This is a genomic window from Aeromonas sp. SE22 (genome assembly GCF_038739755.1).
Classification (GTDB): domain Bacteria; phylum Pseudomonadota; class Gammaproteobacteria; order Enterobacterales; family Aeromonadaceae; genus Aeromonas; species Aeromonas jandaei.
Map to the genome: position 1 here is coordinate 117,164 of NZ_JBCGFD010000010.1, position 17,204 is coordinate 134,367.

18 protein-coding genes are annotated in these 17,204 nt (G+C 60.6%); 13 read left to right on the forward strand and 5 right to left on the reverse strand.

Annotated features, from left to right (window positions below; all coding sequences use genetic code 11):
- Positions 1-510: 510 nt before the first annotated feature.
- The 5 genes from AAHA39_RS15450 (at position 511) to AAHA39_RS15470 (ending at position 5,317) form a co-directional block, all read left to right on the forward strand.
- Positions 511-2,433 (forward strand): PTS mannitol transporter subunit IICBA, encoded by a 1,923-nt coding sequence (locus AAHA39_RS15450; protein WP_320657346.1) that lies wholly within the window; start codon positions 511-513, stop codon positions 2,431-2,433.
- Positions 2,434-2,470: 37 nt separating this feature from the next.
- Positions 2,471-3,616: a mannitol-1-phosphate 5-dehydrogenase gene (locus AAHA39_RS15455; RefSeq protein WP_320657347.1), complete on the forward strand. Its 1,146-nt coding sequence runs from the start codon at positions 2,471-2,473 to the stop codon at positions 3,614-3,616.
- Positions 3,617-3,738: 122 nt separating this feature from the next.
- Positions 3,739-4,260 carry an MltR family transcriptional regulator gene (locus AAHA39_RS15460; RefSeq protein WP_005354914.1) on the forward strand — a complete coding sequence of 174 codons (522 nt, stop codon included), beginning with the start codon at positions 3,739-3,741 and terminating at the stop codon, positions 4,258-4,260.
- 169 nt (positions 4,261-4,429) lie between these two features.
- The gene (locus AAHA39_RS15465) at positions 4,430-5,002 is read left to right on the forward strand and encodes a DNA-J related domain-containing protein (RefSeq protein WP_320657348.1); all 573 of its coding nucleotides are present in this window, start codon (positions 4,430-4,432) and stop codon (positions 5,000-5,002) included.
- 66 nt (positions 5,003-5,068) lie between these two features.
- Positions 5,069-5,317 carry a hypothetical protein gene (locus tag AAHA39_RS15470; RefSeq protein WP_033113006.1) on the forward strand — a complete coding sequence of 83 codons (249 nt, stop codon included), beginning with the start codon at positions 5,069-5,071 and terminating at the stop codon, positions 5,315-5,317.
- A 64-nt stretch (positions 5,318-5,381) separates the two neighbouring features.
- Here the strand turns inward: AAHA39_RS15470 and AAHA39_RS15475 are convergent, their stop codons facing one another.
- A complete protein-coding gene (locus AAHA39_RS15475; RefSeq protein WP_043849638.1) occupies positions 5,382-5,894 on the reverse strand; it encodes a mechanosensitive ion channel domain-containing protein in 513 nt (170 codons plus the stop codon).
- Between the two features lie 13 nt (positions 5,895-5,907).
- Entirely contained in the window at positions 5,908-6,873 is a 966-nt protein-coding gene (gene zntB / locus AAHA39_RS15480) for a zinc transporter ZntB (RefSeq protein ID WP_162516787.1), read from the reverse strand.
- Between the two features lie 140 nt (positions 6,874-7,013).
- Here zntB and AAHA39_RS15485 point away from each other — a divergent pair, with 140 nt between their 5' ends.
- The 4 genes from AAHA39_RS15485 to AAHA39_RS15500 all read left to right on the forward strand — a co-directional run bounded on the left by AAHA39_RS15485 (position 7,014) and on the right by AAHA39_RS15500 (position 9,039).
- A complete protein-coding gene (locus AAHA39_RS15485) occupies positions 7,014-7,466 on the forward strand; it encodes a YaiI/YqxD family protein (RefSeq protein WP_041209271.1) in 453 nt (150 codons plus the stop codon).
- A 109-nt stretch (positions 7,467-7,575) separates the two neighbouring features.
- Positions 7,576-7,845, forward strand: a complete 270-nt coding sequence (locus AAHA39_RS15490; protein WP_320657349.1) for a PepSY domain-containing protein — start codon at positions 7,576-7,578, stop codon at positions 7,843-7,845.
- 44 nt (positions 7,846-7,889) lie between these two features.
- The gene (locus AAHA39_RS15495; protein ID WP_320657350.1) at positions 7,890-8,450 is read left to right on the forward strand and encodes a cytochrome b/b6 domain-containing protein; all 561 of its coding nucleotides are present in this window, start codon (positions 7,890-7,892) and stop codon (positions 8,448-8,450) included.
- Positions 8,451-8,538: 88 nt separating this feature from the next.
- Entirely contained in the window at positions 8,539-9,039 is a 501-nt protein-coding gene (locus AAHA39_RS15500; RefSeq protein ID WP_108570504.1) for a metal-dependent hydrolase, read from the forward strand.
- A 66-nt stretch (positions 9,040-9,105) separates the two neighbouring features.
- On the opposite strand, the gene AAHA39_RS15505 is transcribed toward AAHA39_RS15500, so the two are convergent.
- The gene (locus AAHA39_RS15505; RefSeq protein WP_042032686.1) at positions 9,106-10,311 is read right to left on the reverse strand and encodes a NupC/NupG family nucleoside CNT transporter; all 1,206 of its coding nucleotides are present in this window, start codon (positions 10,309-10,311) and stop codon (positions 9,106-9,108) included.
- Positions 10,312-10,856: 545 nt separating this feature from the next.
- Between AAHA39_RS15505 and dbpA the strand changes: the two genes are divergently transcribed.
- Both dbpA and AAHA39_RS15515 read left to right on the forward strand, forming a co-directional pair.
- Positions 10,857-12,236, forward strand: a complete 1,380-nt coding sequence (gene dbpA / locus AAHA39_RS15510) for an ATP-dependent RNA helicase DbpA (RefSeq protein WP_108570503.1) — start codon at positions 10,857-10,859, stop codon at positions 12,234-12,236.
- Between the two features lie 81 nt (positions 12,237-12,317).
- The gene (locus AAHA39_RS15515) at positions 12,318-12,608 is read left to right on the forward strand and encodes a YkgJ family cysteine cluster protein (protein WP_320657370.1); all 291 of its coding nucleotides are present in this window, start codon (positions 12,318-12,320) and stop codon (positions 12,606-12,608) included.
- Here AAHA39_RS15515 and AAHA39_RS15520 read toward each other — a convergent pair.
- Positions 12,601-13,017 carry a hypothetical protein gene (locus tag AAHA39_RS15520; protein WP_320657369.1) on the reverse strand — a complete coding sequence of 139 codons (417 nt, stop codon included), beginning with the start codon at positions 13,015-13,017 and terminating at the stop codon, positions 12,601-12,603. The two genes, AAHA39_RS15515 and AAHA39_RS15520, sit on opposite strands and share 8 nt — an antisense overlap.
- A 267-nt stretch (positions 13,018-13,284) precedes the next feature.
- Between AAHA39_RS15520 and AAHA39_RS15525 the strand changes: the two genes are divergently transcribed.
- Positions 13,285-14,679: a PepSY-associated TM helix domain-containing protein gene (locus tag AAHA39_RS15525; protein ID WP_320657368.1), complete on the forward strand. Its 1,395-nt coding sequence runs from the start codon at positions 13,285-13,287 to the stop codon at positions 14,677-14,679.
- A gap of 75 nt (positions 14,680-14,754) precedes the next feature.
- Here AAHA39_RS15525 and AAHA39_RS15530 read toward each other — a convergent pair whose 3' ends face one another.
- Positions 14,755-15,660: a 1,4-dihydroxy-2-naphthoate polyprenyltransferase gene (locus AAHA39_RS15530; protein ID WP_041209279.1), complete on the reverse strand. Its 906-nt coding sequence runs from the start codon at positions 15,658-15,660 to the stop codon at positions 14,755-14,757.
- A 207-nt stretch (positions 15,661-15,867) separates the two neighbouring features.
- Between AAHA39_RS15530 and AAHA39_RS15535 the strand changes: the two genes are divergently transcribed.
- Positions 15,868-17,187, forward strand: coding sequence for an isochorismate synthase (locus tag AAHA39_RS15535; protein ID WP_320657367.1), 1,320 nt, complete (start codon positions 15,868-15,870; stop codon positions 17,185-17,187).
- Positions 17,188-17,204 lie beyond the last annotated feature (17 nt).

Here is a 17,204-nt window from a genome sequence, read left to right on the forward strand (position 1 = left end):
CGACCTCCTGCAATCTGCCGACCATTTCCATCAACCGGCCACAAAAGAACCCTCATCACTGCCTGCAAAAACTGAAAGCGGGTTACAAATCTATTGATTCATTGGAGAGTAGAGAGAGATTTCGATAGATCCATCGTCACTACCCGCTGATGAGTTATTGATTGATTTGCCCCATTCGAATACAAAAACTGAATTTGCGATGTGAATCACCTTTACGTAATGGCGCGGCAAAGCTCATTTAGTGATACGCATCACAAAAAACAGTCATTAAAAACAGAAAAGATCGAAATGTAGCCGAATTACAGCTCTCGAACGTGATCAGGATCACTGGTTTTGGAGGGGGGAACGCTGGGTATCTGAGACGTGGATCACAAGACACCCCGTTTTCAGCCTAATTTGATATCAAGCTGGTAGATTGAAGTTGCTTAGACGACCGGGATGGCGGTTCGGCAAAACCGGCCATCCCGAACTACCACTTTTAATCAAACAGGCTTAAAACGGGGTCCCGACATGTTATCACCGGATACCAAAGTCAAGATACAGAATTTTGGACGCTTCCTGTCCAATATGGTCATGCCCAACATAGGCGCCTTTATCGCCTGGGGCTTTATTACTGCCCTCTTTATCCCCACCGGCTGGCTGCCGAGCGAAACCTTGGCCAAGCTGGTCGGCCCCATGATCACCTACCTGCTGCCGCTGCTGATTGGCTACACCGGCGGCAAGCTGATGGGCGGTGAGCGTGGCGGCGTGGTTGGTGCCATCACCACCATGGGCGTCATCGTGGGGACCGACATCCCGATGTTCATGGGCGCCATGATGGTCGGCCCGCTCGGTGGCTGGGCCATCAAGCGCTTCGACAAGGCGATGGACGGTCGCGTCAAGAGCGGCTTCGAGATGCTGGTCAACAACTTCTCCGCCGGTCTTATCGGCATGCTGCTGGCAATCCTCTCCTTCTTCGTGATCGGCCCCTTTGTTAAGGTGCTCTCCGGCGTACTGGCCGGTGGCGTCGGCTTCCTGGTGGATAACCATATGCTGCCGCTTACCTCCATCTTTGTCGAACCGGCCAAGATCCTGTTCCTCAACAACGCCATCAACCACGGCATCTTCTCGCCGCTGGGGATCCAGCAGGCGACCGAGCACGGCAGCTCCATCTTCTTCCTGATTGAAGCTAACCCGGGCCCGGGCATGGGCGTGCTGCTGGCCTACATGGTGTTCGGTCGCGGCGCCGCCAAGCAGTCAGCTGCCGGGGCCTCCATCATTCACTTCTTCGGCGGCATCCACGAGATCTACTTCCCGTATGTGCTGATGAACCCGCGCCTCATTCTGGCGGTGATCGCCGGCGGCATGACCGGGGTCTTTACCCTGACCCTGTTCAACGCCGGTCTGGTCTCCCCCGCATCGCCGGGCTCCATCTTCGCTGTGCTGTTGATGACGCCGAAAGCCTCCCTGATCGGGGTCGCGCTCTCCATCACAGCCGCCACTCTGGTCTCCTTCCTGGTCGCCGCCGTGTTCGTCCGCGCCCAGCAGCCGGAAGCCGATGAGGCCGATGCTCTCGGTGAAGCTACTCGCAAGATGAAAGCCATGAAGGGCGGCAAGCCCGAAACCGCAGCGGCCAAGAAGCCGGGCGGTGAACTGATGGCGGTGCGCAATATCGTGGTCGCCTGCGATGCGGGCATGGGTTCCAGCGCCATGGGCGCCGGCATGCTGCGCAAGCGGGTACAGGCCGCTGGCCTCGATATCAGCGTCACCAACCGCGCCATCGATCAGCTCGACGATCAGGTGGACTGGGTTATCACCCACAAGGATTTGACCGAGCGGGCCCGTCGCCATGCGCCGCATGCCCACCATATTTCACTGACCAACTTCCTCGACAACGGTCTCTATCAGGAGCTGGTACAGAGCCTGACTCAGGCCGCCAACGATGACGTCGCCAACCCGCAACTGCTGGTGGCGGCCAACGACGACAGCTACGAGCCGCAAGCGGCCGAAGTCTTTACCCTGAGCCGTCATGACGTGCATCTGGGACTGAAAGCCGACAACAAGGAGGCCGCCATCCTGACCGCTGGCCGACTGCTGGCAGAGCGCGGCTACGTGGCACCCGACTACGTCAACGCCATGCTGGAGCGTGAACAGCTGGTCTCTACCTACCTCGGCGAATCCATCGCCGTGCCCCACGGCACCATCGCCGCCAAGGAGTTTGTGAAGCGGACCGGCATCGTCATCTGCCAGTACCCGGCCGGGGTCGCCTTTGGCGAGGCTGCCGATGAGGTAGCGCGGCTGGTGATCGGTATCGCCGCCCGCAACGACGAACACATGCAGGTGATAACCCGCCTGACCAATGCACTGGATGAACCCGGTCTCATCGACCGGCTGGCCAGCACCACGGATCCCCAGGCCTTCCTGGATCTGCTGGGTGCCGAACAGGCTGCCTAATCATCTTTCATCGTCTTTGGTTCAAGAGGTTAATATCATGAAAACATTGCATTTTGGTGCTGGTAACATCGGTCGCGGCTTTATCGGCAAAGTGCTGGCAGATGCCAGCCATCAGGTCACCTTCGCCGACGTCAACGACACTCTGATCGATCAGCTCAACCACCGTCAGGAGTACAAGGTCCATGTGGTGGGAGCGGATCAGAAGCTGGACGTGGTGCGCAACGTGGCGGCGGTGAGCTCCGCCGGTCACGAGGTGATCGCCCGTATCATCACCGCCGATCTGGTCACTACTGCGGTCGGCCCCAACATTCTGGACAAAATTGCCAGCACCCTGGCCAAGGGGCTGCAGGCCCGCTTCGATGCCGGCAACCTGACACCGCTCAACGTCATCGCCTGCGAAAACATGGTGCGCGGCACCAGTCACCTCAAGCAGGAGGTACTCAAGTACCTGCCGGTCGCGTATCATGCCACGCTCGAATCCTGCATCGGCTTCGTCGACTCGGCGGTGGATCGTATCGTGCCGCCCGCCGCGGCTGCCAACGATGACCCGCTGGAAGTGACGGTCGAGAGCTTCAGCGAGTGGATCGTCGACCAGACCCAGTTCAAGGGGGAACTGCCACAGGTGGCGGGCATGGAGCCCACCGACAACCTGATGGCCTTCGTCGAGCGCAAGCTGTTCACCCTCAACACCGGCCACATCGTCACCGCCTACCTCGGCAAGCTGAGGGGCTACCGCACAGTGCGCGAGGCGATCGAAGATCCGGTGATCCGCAGCAAGGTGCGCCGCGCCATGGAGGAGAGCGGTGCCGTGCTGGTAAAACGCTACGGTTTCGACCCGCGCCTGCACGCCGCCTATATCGAGAAGATCCTGGCCCGCTTCGCCAACCCCTATCTGGTGGACGAGATTGACCGGGTCGGCCGTCAGCCACTGCGCAAGCTGGCGGCGGGGGATCGACTGGTGAAGCCGCTGCTCGGCACCCTGGAGTACGGCCTGCCCAACGAGCAGTTGCAGGAGGGGGTCGCCGCGGCGCTCCACTATCGCAATGCCGATGATCCGCAGGCAGTCGAGCTGCAACAGCTGCTGGCGGAGCTTGGCCCGGCCAAAGCGTTGGCCCGCGTCACCGGACTTGATGCAGAGAGCGAAATCGTCCGCACCATAGTGGCTCGTTACGAGACCTTGTAATACCCTGCTGGCGGCGCATGACCGGATGCTCCAATTGATTGAATCGCAAGGAAATGCGCCCCATATGATAAAAACCGGGAGAGAGGCTGACTCTCTCCCTGTCAGCTGGACCCAATGCACCTATGACCACACACCAGGAAGATGAAGTACTGGAACGACTGAACGAGCAGGATGGCCCCCGCGGCTTCTTTCTCGAAGCCGTGACCATCCTGGAAGAAGCGGTCGACTCCCTGATGCGACGCGCCTTTCGTCAGGAGGAGTATGCCGTCAAATACGCCATCGAACCCCTGCTCAACCAGAGCGGCCCCCTCGGCCAGCTGGAGGTGCGCCTCAAGCTCATCTTCGCCCTCGGCCTCATCTCCCTTGAGCGCTATCAGGATCTGGAAGCCTATCTCAAGATCCGCGACTTTCTGGTGCGCGACCCCAAGGATTACCGCTTCAGCGACAAGCCGATCCGCGACCTGCTCGACCGCCTGCACGGGGTCAATCAGGGCGGCATGATGAAGCTGGAGCCCCCTGCCAGCGAAGAGGATTGGGCCTTCTACCAGATGCAGCTCAACCGGCTCGATCAGATGGTGCGCTCCGCACTGGTACTGGCGCTGGCCGACTGTGTCGGCGAACTCCACAAGGAGAGCCCCATCTAATCCGGCCACATGAAATGACATGACCGCCTGCTAGCGGTCTTTTTCTGCGCCGCCCTTGCCCCTGCGTCTTGCCCCGCCCTCTGGCTGATGTCACTCTGGCTCATCGCCACCTCGCCTGTACGGTGGCCTCTTCTGTCACCACAGATCTCATCCGGAGGAATCGCACCCCATGAGCGACCAGAGTGCCAACCCGCTGATCGCCCCGCTGCTGGCTCTGCTGCAACGGGCCGATGGCAGCTACAAGGTGCACGAACTGATGGCGGCACTGCGCCAGCAAGGGGCAATTCCGCTGCTGGCCGACGATGAGCAGATCCAGCTTTTTCGGCTCAACTTCCTCATCATGAACGCCCTCTACCAGCTGCAGGCCGAGCTTTATGAAGAGGGTTGGTGGCTGATGATAAGCGCGCTGGATATCCGCCTCGAACCGCTTGCTTCCAACGCTGATGCGGGGAGTGCACTCGTCCGGGGCGAGGCGCTGCGCAGCTACTACCTCGACTGGCAGGTGTTCTGGCAAACCGGTAGGGAGGAGGTGGAAGCCCTGCTTGCAAGCTTCTGGCGCGCCTGCGATGGTGCGGGACAACGAGAGGAGGCGCTGGCCCTGTTCGGGCTGGCGATGGATGCCACGCCAGAGGCCATCCGCCGCCGCTGGCGGGAGCTGGCCCTTGCGCATCATCCGGATCGGGGGGGCGATGCCGAGACCTTTATCCGCATCCGCTGGGGCTGGGAGTGCCTGCGCGGATGATCCGGTTGCCCCCCGCAGGGTGACAGGCATAGACTGGAACCGGATATCCCCTCACAGGAGAGCATCATGACAGTCAGTGAACTTCGTAAGCTCTATCAGCAACATATCCTGCAAGAAGCCGAAATCCTCCACGACGTTGCCATTCCCGGCTGGCTCATCGAATTTCGTGACAAAAAGGGCACCCTGTATGAACTGACCGATACCCTCGGCTGCCCGGTCAGCTTCGGCACGGTCGATCAGGCGCGCGAACATGTGCATCTGGTGGCGGACTGTCCGGTACAGGTGGAGCACCTCTACCGCTTCTTCGAACGCTAACATCTTCCATCGTTAAAAAGGCTCCCGAGGGAGCCTTTTCTGTTCCGGTTGCGTGCCATTCCGCTTATTCCGGTTGCAACGGTTCCGGCGCCTTGGACTCCAGCTTTCTGACCGGCTTTTGCAGGATCAGGTTGGCCGGATAAGTGACCAGATCGCCGTTGTCATCGCGCACCCGCACATAGAAGAGACCGATCTCGGTGATGACGCCGGTGACCGAATCATCCTTGTCGAGGATGCGGATCCGGTCGCCAATCTTGTAGGGAAAGGCGAAGAAGATGGTGATGCTGGCGGTGATGTTGGAGAGGATCGACCACTGCGCCACCATGGCCACGCCCAATACCGCGAAGAAGGAGGAGGCGAGCACCACCAGCCGCGAGAAGTCGAGCCCCCACACCCCGGCCAGTACCAGCAGAGTGGCGCAGCCGAGCAGAAAGTGGAAAACGTGGGCCACGTAAATGACCCGGTTCTCGCTCACTTGCCGGCTCTGGCCAAGGGCCATCAGGCTCTTGTGGATGAGTCGCCGGATCAGGGTGTGACCCAGCAACAGCAGCAGGGTCAAACCGATGGATTGCCACATGGTTCGCTCCTCCCTACCACCAGCGTCGATGTTTGAGCCAGAACGCCAGCCCTACCGCCATCACCACCAGAGAGCAGCAGAAAACCCAGAAGGCGGTCGGGCTCTCGGCCCCCGGCATTCCACCGAGGTTGATGCCAAACAGGCCGGTCAGGAAGCTGGCGGGCAAAAACAGCAGCGCCATCACCGACATCTGGTAGGCACGGCGGTTGGTCGCCTCTGCCATCAGGTTGTTGATCTCGTCCGCCAGCACGGCAGTACGCGCTACCCCGGCATCGAGGTCGTCGAGCCAGCGCCGCAAGCGGTCGGCGATGTCGAGCAGACGACGGCGGTCATCCTCATCCAGCCAGCTGATCTTCTCGTTGGCGAGGCGCGCCACCAGATCCCGCTGGGGCGAGAGGTAGCGGCGGATCATGATGAGCTGCTTGCGGATTAGCGCCAGTCGGCCATTGGCCGGCATGTCACGCATCAGCACCATCTCTTCCAGTTCGAGGATCTGGTCGTGCAGCTCCTCGACAAATTCGCCGGCGCGATCGGTCAGGGCATCGCAGATCTCCACCAGCCAGTCGGCCGGGCTATCTGCGCCGCCGCCCAGCTTGAGCTGGTTGAATACATCCTGTTCGGAGAGCAGCGGCCGGCGCCGGCTGCTGATGATGAGATCCGGGGTGATGTAGATGCGCAGCGCCACCATCTCTTCCGGCCGGTGATCCTTGTTGCGGTTGATGCCGCGCAGGATCAGCAGCACTGTCTCCCCCATCCGGACCAGCTTGGGTCGATTGCTCTGGCCGAGCAGCGACTCTTTTGCTGCCTCGTTGAGTAGCGGCGTCTGCAGCAGCCAGCGTGCCGCCTCCGGATTGCCGTAGTCCAGATGCAGCCAGCCCGGCTGCTGCTCCGGAATCTCGCTTCCCGCCGCCAGCGGCGTCATGCCGCCCTTGCCATCCAGGGTCAGGGCATAAATTACATCACTGGGCACCCGATCCATCTCGTCTCCTTCTCGTGTCACATGCAGCCCCCAGCTTACACGAAAGGCGGGGCCGACTCAGCCCCGAGCCAGCCTCGGGGGGATTGTGCTACCATGCGCGCTGCCATTTTGTCGTCCGTTTGACTACAGGAAACCATGCCATGCCTATCTGGGTTGATGCCGATGCCTGCCCCATTCCGGTCAAGGAGATCCTCTACCGCGCCGCCCACCGCGCCCAGGTGGTGACCACCCTGGTGGCCAATCAGGGACTGCGGGTGCCCCCCTCGCCTTTCATCAAAACCCAGCAGGTGGAGAAAGGATTCGATGTGGCAGATCATGTCATCGCCCAGCAGGTCAAACCCGGCGATCTGGTGATCACCGGCGACATCCCTCTCGCCTCCTGGGTGATCGATGCCGGCGGTGAGGCACTTAATCCCCGTGGCGAGATCTACACCCGCGAAACCATCAAGGCGCGTCTTGGCATGCGCAACTTCATGGAGGAGCTGCGCTCAGCCGGAGTGCAAACCGGCGGCCCAGCCCCCTTCAACGCCGCCGACAAGCAGCGTTTTGCCAATGCCCTCGACAAGTGGCTGGTCAAGGGCAAGCTGGACTAAACACAGCCCCGGTGCAAGCCGGGGAAAATATCTTCCCCCTCTTAACGCTCTCTTAAGTCTTGCCGCCTAACCTTGTCGCTGTTGCAACATCAACCGCAAGGAGCAAGCAATGAAACTGACCCCCCTGTTGTTACTGATCCCCCTGTTGAGCGGCGCAGCCCTGGCCGATCCCCAATGTACCCGGACCGACAAGAGCAAATGGCTGAGCGAGTCTGATGCCCAACAGCAGATCAAGGCGATGGGCTACGAGATCAAGAAGTTCAAGGTCACCAAGACCAACTGCTACGAGATCTACGGCTGGGACAAGGAGAAGCGCAAAGTCGAAATCTATTTTGATCCGACCGACCTGAAGAAAGTGAAGGAAGAGATCGACGAATAGTGCAGTGACGGGCCGCGCTGGCGGCCCCTCCATGGAGTCTTGCCATGACAACCTCATCTGAAGTGAAAGTGTGGGATCCCCTCATCCGGCTGTTTCACTGGGCCACCGTCACCCTCTGCCTGCTCAACTTCTTCGTGCTGGAAGAGGGGAGCAAGCCCCACCGCTACGTCGGTTATACCCTGGCCCTCCTGCTGCTGGTGAGAGTGGTATGGGGCTTTGCCGGCTCCTACTACGCCCGCTTCGGCCAGTGGTGGCCAACCCCCGGCAAGGTGCGAAGCTACCTCCAGCAGCTGCTAAAAGGCCGTCACCCCTACTATCTGGGCCACAACCCGATGGGAGCCCTGATGATCTGGCTGCTGATCCTGCTGCTGGTGAGCACCATCACCATCGGCTGGCTCACCACCTGGGATGCCTTCTGGGGCGAAGATTGGCTGGAAGAGCTGCACGGCACCATCGCCAACACCCTGCTGGCAGCCGTCGGCGTCCACACCGCCGTAGTGATCCTGACCGACCGCCTCACTCGCAACGACCTGCTGCGTGCCATGATAGTGGGCAAAAAACGGGTGCCTGCCGACGCCAGAGTGGAAGACCCGCGCAACGATTGAGCGGGTCGACCCGCCAGCCCCGCTTTTTTGCTGCAACGGGCTACAACACTGGTAAGATGCGCCGCCATTTTCCCATGTTGTAGCCACCATGACCGCCCAAGGGCACCTGCTCTTCTCCGTTACCTGTACCCTGATCGCCCACAAACTGCAGCTGACACCGGCCCTGGCCGATGCCAGCCTGTGGCAGAGCATCCCGATCGCGCTGGCCAGCGCCCTGCTGCCGGATCTCGACCACCCCAAATCGCTGCTGGGGCAGCAACTGCCGTGGATCTCCAAGCCCCTGTCGCGCCTCTTTGGCCATCGCGGCTTCACCCACAGCCTGCTGGCGGTTGCGGCCGCCATCTGGGGGCTCAACCAGCAGCTGCCGCCCGATACCTTGCCGATCGGGGTCAAGGATGCCCTGATCGTCGGCTACTTGAGTCATCTGCTGGGGGACTGGCTCACCCCGGCGGGCATTCCGCTCTTCTGGCCCATCAAGCGCCGCTACCGCCTGCCGGGCTGGCCGCTCAAAAGCGGTGGCACCATCGAGACCGGCTTTTGCACCCTCACCCTGCTGGTCGCGGGCTGGTGGTGTGGCTGGCACCTGTAAGCCAGAAACAAAAAAGGCCCCTGACCGAAATCAGGGGCCTAAACAGTGGCAAGTGCCACTAGAGGATCAGAGCATGATGCCTGCGATAACTGCGGAGAGCAGGCTGACCAGCGTAGAACCGTATACCAGCTTCAGACCGAAGCGGGAGACCATGTTGCCCTTCTCTTCGTTCAGCGCTTTTACCGCACCGGCGATGATGCCGATGGAGCTGAAGTTGGCGAAGGAGACCATGAAGATGGAGAGGATGCCGACGGTGCGCGGAGAGAGCTGAGCAGCAACCTTGCCCAGATCCATCATGGCCACGAACTCGTTGGTCACCAGCTTGGTCGCCATGATGGAGCCCGCTTGCAGCGCTTCACCACTCGGGATACCCAGGATCCAGGCGATCGGATAGAAGATGTAACCCATGACGTACTGGAAGTTGACGCCAAACGCCATCTCGAACAGATAGTTGACCAGCGCGATCAGGGCGATGAAACCGACCAGCATGGCAGCCACGATAACGGCGACGGAGAAACCGGCCATGATGTACTCGCCCAGCATCTCGAAGAAGTTCTCTTTCTTCGGAGTATGGTGCTCGTCACCCTCGGCCAGCGCCTTGGCGTCGGTCACGGTATTGTCCGGCTCGTAGGGGTTGATCAGCGACAGCACGACGAAGGTACTGAACATGTTGAGCACCAGCGCGGCGACCACGTAGCGCGGCTCGATCAGCTGCATGTAGGCACCGACGATGGACATGGAGACGGTGGACATGGCTGTGGCGGCCAGGGTGTACATCTGCTTCTCGTTCAGGTGCGGCAGGATGTTCTTGAGCGCGATGAAGTTCTCGGACTGACCGACGATCATGGAGCTGATGGCGTTGAAGGACTCCAGCTTGCCCATGCCGTTGATCTTGGCCAGCACGGTACCGATGCCACGGATCACCAGCGGCAGCAGACGGATGTACTGCAGAATACCGATCAGCACGGAGATAAAGACGATAGGCATCAGCACCATCAGGAAGAAGGAGAAGGCCCCTTCGTTGACCAGACCACCGAACACGAAGTCGGTACCCTGTTTGGCAAACTCCATCAACTTGGTGAAGCCGGCGGCAAAGCCACCCACTACTGCCAGACCCACTTCGGAGTTCAGCATGAACCAGGCCAGCGCCAGTTCGACCACCAGCAGTTGGCCGATATAACGCAGCTTGATCTGTTTCCAGTTGTGGCGGTTAGCCAGCAGAGAGAGGGCAAGGACCATTACCAGTCCGAGCACAAAGTGAACGTATTCCATACCAGTAGCACCTGAGTAAATTGTATTTTTTGACGGCGCCATCATAGACATTTGCATATTTAAAAATCAGATAGCCATCACAATCCTGCTCAATAATATGCATGCTAGATAATACAAACGTTTTTAAATTAATTAAGCAATAAAACCATATTAATCATGCAACATCACCGCCAACAAACTTCATATAAAACATAATGATAGAAAATAAACGGATGTAAGCAACGATACCGACCGATATTTTCATATCATTTTCATAACAGCCAGTTAATTGCTCTACCCCCATTTGCGCCGTTTTTTCACCCGATAATTTAATCAATCCAAGCGAAAAACGTTTATCTGTGATGAATAATTAAAAACACGTTTAAAAAATGCCTGCTATTTATTCCCGGTCTCGCGTGTTTGTTACTTTGGCGACAAATGACCCCGAGATGACCCGATGCGGACCAGTCGTTCAAATTTCCGCCACATCCTGCGCCGGATTCTGGTATGATGCGCGCCCCTGGCGCCATGGCGCTGCCCGTTTTTCTCCGAAATAGAGCCTTTTTGTGAACAACAGCGAATTTAGCAGCCTGAACCTCTCCCCCGCCCTGCTCGAGAACCTCACCACTCTGGGTTATCTGCAGATGACCCCGATCCAGGCTCAAAGCCTGCCTCTGGTACTCGACGGCAAAGACTTGATCGCCAAGGCAAAAACTGGCAGCGGCAAGACCGCAGCCTTCGGCCTCGGCCTGCTCTCCAGCCTCGACGTCAACCGGCTCGAGGTACAGGCGCTGGTGCTCTGCCCGACTCGCGAACTGGCGGATCAGGTGGCGACCGAGATCCGTCGTCTCGCCCGCACCCTGCCCAACGTCAAGCTGGTGACCCTGTGCGGCGGCACCCCGACAGCACCGCAATCGGCCACCCTGAGCTTTGGCGCCCACATCGCCGTCGGCACCCCGGGTCGCATTCTCAAGCATCTGGAGCAGGGCACTCTGGAGCTGGACAGTCTCAAGACGCTGGTGCTGGATGAAGCGGATCGCATGCTGGACATGGGCTTTGGCGAAGATATCAACCGGGTCATCAGCCATGCCCCGCGCGACCGTCAGACCCTGCTCTTCTCCGCCACCTATCCGGAGGGGATCGCCCAGATGAGCCGCGGCGTGCAGCGCAATCCGGTCGAGGTGAGCGTGGAGGCGCTCCATGAAGAGAGCGCCATCGAACAGAAGCTCTATGAAGTACCGGCCGGCCAGCGCCTCGACGCCCTCACCTGGCTGCTGAGCCACTATCAGCCAAGCTCCTGCGTGGTGTTCTGCAACACCAAGCGGGCCTGCAATGACGTGGCTGACCATCTGGCCGCCAAGGGCTTCTCGGCACTGGCGCTGAACGGCGATCTGGAGCAGCGCGAGCGGGATCAGGTACTGGTGCGTTTTGCCAATGGCAGCGCCACCATTCTGGTCGCCACCGACGTGGCTGCCCGCGGCCTCGACATCAAGGAGCTGGGCGCAGTCATCAACTACGAGCTCACCTATGACCCGGAAGTGCACGTACACCGTATCGGTCGTACCGGCCGCGCCGGTCAGCAGGGTCTGGCCCTGAGCCTCTATCAGCCGAATGAAGCGCAGCGGGTAAACGTCATCGAGGAGTACCAGCAGGCACCTATGCCGCTGGGGGATCTCGATGCCATCGGCCGTGCCATCAAGCCGCTGGCGCCGCAGATGGTGACCCTCTCCATCGATGCGGGCCGCAAGACCAAGGTGCGCGCTGGTGATATCCTGGGTGCCCTGACCGGTGAAGGCGGCATTGCCGGCGCCGACGTCGGCAAGATCCAGATCTCCGAGCAGTACTCCTACGTCGCGGTCAAACAGAGCGTGGCCAAGGCTGCACTCAAGCGGCTGCAGGAAGGCAAGATCAAGGGCCGCAGCTACCGCGCCCGCAAACTGGGCTAAGGTTCATCCTGCCCGGACACAGGCGCCGTCACGGCGCCTGTTTCATATCCATCAATGCCGCTATCCGGCCAGAGAGACAACATGCCCCGGACAACCCAGCCAGCCGTCAGCTGCCAGAATTGCGAAGCCTGCTGCTGCCGTCTCGAAGTGATGATCATTACCGATACCGGCGTGCCGGATCGCTATATCGAAGAGCGGGAAGGCGAGGTGCCGATCATGCACCGGCTGGAAGATGGCTGGTGCGCGGCGCTCGATCGCAACACCATGATGTGCCGCATCTATGAAGTTCGGCCGCTGATCTGCCGCGATTTCGAGATGGGTGAACCCGACTGCATCGACGAGCGGGACAAGTGGTTTATCAACCTCAGCTGACGTGAGTGGAGCGGCTGTTCACTTCGCAGAGCGACAGCTGCTGCTCCAGCCAGCGAATGGCGGCCCCCTCCTGCTCGAAATAGTGCACCGCCCGAAACGGCAAGCCACTGAAAACTTGATCGGCCAGATAGCGCTTGAATCCCCCCGACAGCACAACCGCCAGAAAGAGACAGCCGTTCTCGGCACACCAGCCAAACTGGCGGCGAAAACGGCTCAGCACCTCGGGCCCGGCCGCTTCAAACTCGGTCGCCACTTCGACGATTCCCCAGGGATGGGCCACCAACCCGGTCAGCTCACGGGCAAAGTGCGCTTCATAGGCGGCGGCCCCTGCCAGATTGAAGGGGCCGCTCGGCCGACAGATCATCATCTGTCCCCTGCGCTCCATCTCGAATTGACCGTGCGGCTGCATCCTTGCGTCCCTCTTTTTATTGGCATCCGAAATCCGATTGTTACCATAACGTAATAATTTATATGAAAAAGTCCAGATAAATCCGGTCTCCCTCCAGCCCTTCCAGAGCGGGTTATGCCTCGAATATCCCGCTGGCGGCACCATCTCCCATGGTCAGATGAATAGCCAGAATGTGTGATTGCAGTTAACGAAACGTTGCTGCTATTATCCGCGCCACCACAAACCTTCCACCTACAGAAATGTTTGAACACTCAACAAGGACGGGCAATGAAAAGCAGGGATTCTAACCACTACCAGCGGATCTGGCGCTGGCACTTCTATGCAGGGCTCTTTGTCGCCCCCTTTCTGATCCTGCTGTCACTGACCGGGATCGTCTATCTGTTCAAACCCCAGCTCGACAACCTGATGTATCCCGAGCTGATGAAGGTCACCCCCGCCAGTCAAACCCTGAGTGCCGACCAGCTGCTGGCCAAGGCCATGATCGCCATGCCGAACGCCAGCCTGCGCAAATATCTGCCGCCTGCGGCAGCAGACCAGAGCGCCCAGTTCATCGTCAATCAGGGGGATCGCGAACTGACCCTGTTCCTCGATCCCGCCAGCGGCGCCCTGCTCGGTACCATGGATAACAAGTGGAATCTGCAGGCAGTCGCTCGTGCTCTGCACGCCGAGCTGCTGCTCGGCACCACCGGAGATAGGCTGATCGAGCTGGCAGCCGGCTGGGGCATAGTGTTGCTGCTGAGCGGACTCTATCTCTGGTGGCCGCGCAAGGGGCCCGGCGTGGGCGGTATTCTCTGGCCCAGAGTCAGCCAGCGTGGCCGCCTCTGGTGGCGCGATCTGCACGCCGTGGTCGGCTTCTGGGGCGCAGGTTTCCTGTTGCTGCTGCTCTTGAGCGGCATGACCTGGACCGGCTTCTGGGGCGATCAGTTTGCCGCGGTCTGGAACCGCTTCCCGGCCGCCATGTGGAACGAGGTGCCCAAATCGGCACCGCTGGCCCGCAGCCTGAATCAGGCCCATGAGCAGACCGTCCCCTGGGCGGTGGAGAACACCCCGATGCCCAGCTCGCAGCCGGTGGATGAGGGGCACGATCACGGCGCCATGAACCATGGCGAGCACGAGGGAATGGTGATGGCCAGCCAGCGGATCCCGCTGCAACAGGTGGTGGATATCGCCACAGCCCGGAAGGTGAGTCCGGGGTACAGCATCACCCCGCCGGTCGGCACCACCGGTGTCTATACCATCGCGATCTTTGCCGATGATCCGCGCAACGACGCTACCCTGCATATCGATCAATACAGTGGCAAGGTGCTGGCCGATGTGCGCTGGCAGGATTACGGCCCGGTCGCCAAAACGGTGGAGAGTGGCGTTATGCTGCACATGGGCAAGCTCTACGGCTGGCCCCACCAGCTTGCCATGCTGCTCATCTGCCTGATGGTGCTGGCCAGCGCCGTGAGCGGTCTCTGGATCTGGTGGTGCCGCCGCCCGCAGGGTCGTCTCGCCGCACCGCCGCTGCCCGCCAAACTTCCGCCTATGCGTGGCGCCATCATCCTGCTGATCCTGCTGGGCATTGCCTTCCCGCTGGTGGGCGCCTCGCTGGTCGCCATCTGGCTGCTGGATACCCTGCTCTTCTCCCGCCGGACTCCGGCGCTTGCCAAGGCCAGCTGAGCTGCCTCGATAACGATCAAAAAGGGCTCCCGTTCGGGAGCCCTTTTCATTTATCGCCGTTCCATCCAGTAAGTCTCAGGAGAGCGCCAACCCGATGGAGAGCAGCAGGCTGAACAGAAATGCGCTGATGGCAGTCTTCTTGAGGGCACCGGTCAGCACCTCGCCATCGAAGCTTTCGCGCAGGGTTCTGGCGGCATCGGTGAGCGGCTTCATGGCGGGCAGGAAGATCCACGGCCAGAAGCTGGCGGGCTGGGTCAGGATAAAGGCGATGGTCGCCAGCAGCGCCGCCCCCAGCAGAACCCAGTGATAGGCGATGGCACGATTGCGGCCAAGGCGTACCGCCAGAGTGATCTTGCCGCTGGCGGCATCGGTCTCGATATCGCGCACATTGTTGATGTTGAGCACCGCGGTCGCCAGCAGGCCACAGGCTGTCGCAGGGAGCAGCAGATCCAGCTCAAGCGTCTTGGTAAAGAGGTAGTAGGAGCCGAGCACCCCGAGCAGGCCAAAGAAGAGGAACACAGAGATGTCGCCAAAACCGCGGTAGCCGTAAGGAGTCTTGCCAACCGTATAGGTCACTGCCGCGACAATGGCCGCACCACCCAGCACCACGAAGGTGAGGATCTGCAACCACTGGCCACCAAAGGCGCAACCGAGCAGCAGCAGGCCGCTGGCCACCGCAGCCAGCGCGGTCAGCGCCATCGCCACGCACATCTGCTTGCGGGTGATCAGGCCGGAAACGACTGCCCGTTGTGGCCCGATCCGCTCACCGTTGTCGGCGCCGGAGACCGCATCGCCATAGTCGTTGGCCAGATTGGAGAGGATCTGCAGCAGGATGGCGGTCAGCAGGGAGAGCGCCATGATGGTGCCATCAAAGGCACCGCGGCTGGCAGCCAGCCCGGAGCCCAGCAGGATGGAGGAGCAGGCGAGCGGCAAGGTGCGCAAACGCGCCGCCAGCAACCAAACAGATACGTTATTTGTCATATTGTGATGGCCAAACTATCGGATATTGATCGGATTAAGGGTTATCGAACCGGATTTGGGTATACTTGGCCCCTGAGAGTGCAGCACCCTCGGGCGATTTACATGGACGAATGGGCAGATAATATATAGGAAATCATCGCCTTTGGCATAAACCTACGGCATCCCGCTGCGGGATCGGCCGTTACTATCCGGCTCAGACAAGAATCCATGTTGGCTCAGACCCATATCAAGCAACAACTGGACGCCCTGCGTCACAGCAAGGCCAGCGGCTTCGTGCGGCTGCGCGTGACGTTCGAGATCCGCTCTTTTCTGGGCTGGCTCGCGGCGCAAACCCTCTATCCGCGTATCTATTGGCATGCCCGTGGCCAGAGCAGCCCCGAATATGTCGCGCTGGGCGCCATTCAGGAGCTGACTGCGCCGGAAGATATCCGTCAGGTGTGCAGCAACACGGCAGAGCCCCATGATGACAGCCCCCGCTACTATGGCGGTCTGGCGTTCGACCCGACCCAGCCAGGCTGGCAGGGCTTTGGCGCCTGTCGTTTCGTACTGCCGCGCATCGAGCTGGTGCGCCGCGGCGAGTGCGTCAGCCTCTGCCTCAACCTCTGGCTAACCGGCGACAATCTGGAGCAGGAGCTGCACGCGGCCGAAACCGCCCTCGATGCGCTGCAACCGGAAGCGCCGCTGCCCCCGCTGCAAAAACAGCGCTGGCATCGTCACGATTGCCCCGGCCCCGAGCGCTGGCAGATGCTGGTGGAGCGCGTCACCGCCCCCGACTTTCAGGCCTGCACCCCCAAGGTGGTGTTGTCGCGCGAAAGCGTGCTGACCAGCCAGCATGACGCCGACCAGATCAATCCCTGGGCCATGCTGGATCAGTGGGCCAACCACGCCCAGGACTGCTTCCACTTCGGTTTTCAATTCTCTCCAGAGCAAGCCTTTATCGCCTGCTCCCCCGAGCGGCTCTACCGCCGTGAGGAGCGCCACCTCTTTACCGAGGCGCTGGCGGGCACCATTCGCCGCTCTGGCGACGAGGCGACCGATGAAGCGCTGGCCACCGAGCTGCTCACCGACAGCAAAAACCGGCTGGAAAACCGGCTGGTTCACGCCGACATCCTGAGCCGACTGGCGCCGCTGGCCCACGATGCCACCCTGACCGAGCCGCGCATTCTCAAACTGCGGCTGCTGCAACACCTCAAGTGCGATATCGAAGCCGAGCTAAAACCCGGCGTCTGCGACTGGCAACTGCTCGACGCCCTCCACCCGACTCCGGCGGTGGGCGGTGCCCCGCGCGAGGCGGCGCTCGCCTTTATCCGCGAGTTCGAGCCCTACGAGCGCGGCTGGTACGCCGGCGCCTGCGGCATGCTGAGCCGGGAGACCTCGGAGTTTTCGGTCGCCATCCGCAGCGCCCGCATCCAGCCCGGCAGCGTCACCCTGTTTGCCGGTGCCGGCATCGTCGCCGGTTCCGAGCCTGCCGCAGAGTGGGCCGAGCTCGACAACAAGATCGCCAATGTGCTCTCCCTGCTGGGATAGTCATTCACCCTTTTCAC

What these genes read in the sequence shown, in the direction of transcription:
- AAHA39_RS15465 (WP_320657348.1), top strand. Translation starts at nt 4,430, where the DNA reads ATGAGCGACCAGAGTGCCAACCCGCTGATCGCCCCGCTGCTGGCTCTG.
- AAHA39_RS15490 (WP_320657349.1), top strand. Translation starts at nt 7,576, where the DNA reads ATGAAACTGACCCCCCTGTTGTTACTGATCCCCCTGTTGAGCGGCGCA.
- AAHA39_RS15470 (WP_033113006.1), top strand. Translation starts at nt 5,069, where the DNA reads ATGACAGTCAGTGAACTTCGTAAGCTCTATCAGCAACATATCCTGCAA.
- AAHA39_RS15515 (WP_320657370.1), top strand. Translation starts at nt 12,318, where the DNA reads ATGCCCCGGACAACCCAGCCAGCCGTCAGCTGCCAGAATTGCGAAGCC.
- AAHA39_RS15520 (WP_320657369.1), bottom strand. Translation starts at nt 13,017, where the DNA reads ATGCAGCCGCACGGTCAATTCGAGATGGAGCGCAGGGGACAGATGATG.
- AAHA39_RS15530 (WP_041209279.1), bottom strand. Translation starts at nt 15,660, where the DNA reads ATGACAAATAACGTATCTGTTTGGTTGCTGGCGGCGCGTTTGCGCACC.
- AAHA39_RS15455 (WP_320657347.1), top strand. Translation starts at nt 2,471, where the DNA reads ATGAAAACATTGCATTTTGGTGCTGGTAACATCGGTCGCGGCTTTATC.
- AAHA39_RS15475 (WP_043849638.1), bottom strand. Translation starts at nt 5,894, where the DNA reads ATGTGGCAATCCATCGGTTTGACCCTGCTGCTGTTGCTGGGTCACACC.
- AAHA39_RS15500 (WP_108570504.1), top strand. Translation starts at nt 8,539, where the DNA reads ATGACCGCCCAAGGGCACCTGCTCTTCTCCGTTACCTGTACCCTGATC.
- AAHA39_RS15485 (WP_041209271.1), top strand. Translation starts at nt 7,014, where the DNA reads ATGCCTATCTGGGTTGATGCCGATGCCTGCCCCATTCCGGTCAAGGAG.
- AAHA39_RS15495 (WP_320657350.1), top strand. Translation starts at nt 7,890, where the DNA reads ATGACAACCTCATCTGAAGTGAAAGTGTGGGATCCCCTCATCCGGCTG.
- AAHA39_RS15505 (WP_042032686.1), bottom strand. Translation starts at nt 10,311, where the DNA reads ATGGAATACGTTCACTTTGTGCTCGGACTGGTAATGGTCCTTGCCCTC.
- AAHA39_RS15450 (WP_320657346.1), top strand. Translation starts at nt 511, where the DNA reads ATGTTATCACCGGATACCAAAGTCAAGATACAGAATTTTGGACGCTTC.
- AAHA39_RS15525 (WP_320657368.1), top strand. Translation starts at nt 13,285, where the DNA reads ATGAAAAGCAGGGATTCTAACCACTACCAGCGGATCTGGCGCTGGCAC.
- AAHA39_RS15460 (WP_005354914.1), top strand. Translation starts at nt 3,739, where the DNA reads ATGACCACACACCAGGAAGATGAAGTACTGGAACGACTGAACGAGCAG.
- zntB (WP_162516787.1), bottom strand. Translation starts at nt 6,873, where the DNA reads ATGGATCGGGTGCCCAGTGATGTAATTTATGCCCTGACCCTGGATGGC.
- AAHA39_RS15535 (WP_320657367.1), top strand. Translation starts at nt 15,868, where the DNA reads ATGTTGGCTCAGACCCATATCAAGCAACAACTGGACGCCCTGCGTCAC.